Here is a 1,406-nt window from a genome sequence, read left to right as displayed (position 1 = left end):
GCCCCGCCGATCAGCAGGATCAGCGCGATCACCCCGGCCCCGGCCCCGAACCCCAGCAGAACGAAGGTGGGCAGGATCACCTCGCCAATGGCAAGAAGGATCGCCAGCGCGCCCCAGGCCCACCAGGTATTCCAGATATCCATCAGGCCCGCCCTTTCAGCATCTGGAAGGCCTTGCCGAAGGCATCGGCGGCATCGGCGGGCACGATGATGGTCTGCGTCCCCTGCCCCTGCGCCACCTGCGCAATGGATTCCACCTGCTTGAGCGCGATCTGGTACTGCGCTGCCTCCAGCCCGTTATCGGCAATCGCTTCGGCCACGACGCGGGTCGCATAGGCCTCTGCATCGGCTTGGATCCGGCGCGCCTCGGCAATCTTCTGCGCGGCATAAAGCTCCGCATCCGCATTGAGCTCCACCGCCCGCTTGGCGCCCTCGGCCTCGGTCACCTGCGCCCGGCGGGCCCGTTCGGCGTTCAGCTGCTGCAGCATCGCATCGCGCGTCGCCTGGTCGAGGTTCACATCGAGAATCTCGGCCCGCGTCACCTCGATCCCCCAGGCGTCAACGGCGTCCTCCACGCTTGTCTTGATCGCAGAGATCAGGGCAGAGCGGTTCGATTGCACCTCATCGAGATCCATCTTGCCGATCTCGGCCCGCACGATCCCGGCCACCGTGGTGGAAATCGCCCCATCCACGTCGCGGATCCGGTACACGGTCTTTTCCGGCTCAAGGATGCGGTAGAACACGCTGGTATCAATCTGCACCAGCACGTTGTCCTTGGTGATCGCGTCCTGGCTGGCATTGGGCAGCTGGCGCTCCAGGATCGAGATCTTATGCGCCACCCGGTCGAGGAACGGCACGATGAAGTTGATCCCCGGTCCCAGCACCGACCGCAGCCGCCCGAACCGTTCGACAACGAATTTCTGGCTCTGCGGCACAATGCGAATGCCAAGGTAGATGCAAAGAAGGATGAACCCTGCCAGCAGCAGGATCACAAGATTGCCGCCCAACAGGGCGTCGAGAATGGCTTCGATATCCATGGTATTGGTATCCTCGTTCTTCATACGCGGAACTATGCAGTGGGGTTGAAAATTGGTCTAGGGCGTATGTGGGCCGGTTTGTCCGCAAGAACAAGGCCGATTTGAGGACGATCCGGTCAGGGCCAGCTTGTAACTGGCCCTCTACGGTCGGCAATCGCGAGCCAAACCACCCCCTTGTCAGAGGATGGCAGGCGCGCTGATGCGGTCCTTCGGGGACAGTTCAGGCCACAGCCTTCCCGGCCAGCTTCGCAACGATCCGCCCCGGCACCTGCCGGGCAGACATCGCGCGGGGATAGGGCAGCTCTTCCATCTCCGGCACGTCGCCGTAGAGGGTTTCGAACTCGGCGAAGTTGTCGAAGCTGCGGCGGCT

General features: G+C 63.2%; 1 protein-coding gene. It reads right to left on the bottom strand.

Annotation, left to right across the window (positions count from 1 at the left end; translation table 11 throughout):
- Positions 1–142: 142 nt before the first annotated feature.
- Positions 143–1,036 carry an SPFH domain-containing protein gene (locus tag BKY26_RS19570; RefSeq protein ID WP_071692052.1) on the bottom strand — a complete coding sequence of 298 codons (894 nt, stop codon included), beginning with the start codon at positions 1,034–1,036 and terminating at the stop codon, positions 143–145.
- Positions 1,037–1,406: the final 370 nt, after the last annotated feature.

The organism is Nioella sediminis, assembly GCF_001879695.1.
GTDB classification, from domain to species: domain Bacteria; phylum Pseudomonadota; class Alphaproteobacteria; order Rhodobacterales; family Rhodobacteraceae; genus Nioella; species Nioella sediminis.
This window is presented reverse-complemented; position numbering and strand designations above follow the sequence as displayed.

Bases quoted from the DNA above. Each gene is read 5' to 3' on its own strand.
- BKY26_RS19570 (WP_071692052.1), bottom strand. From the start codon at position 1,036: ATGGATATCGAAGCCATTCTCGACGCCCTGTTGGGCGGCAATCTTGTG.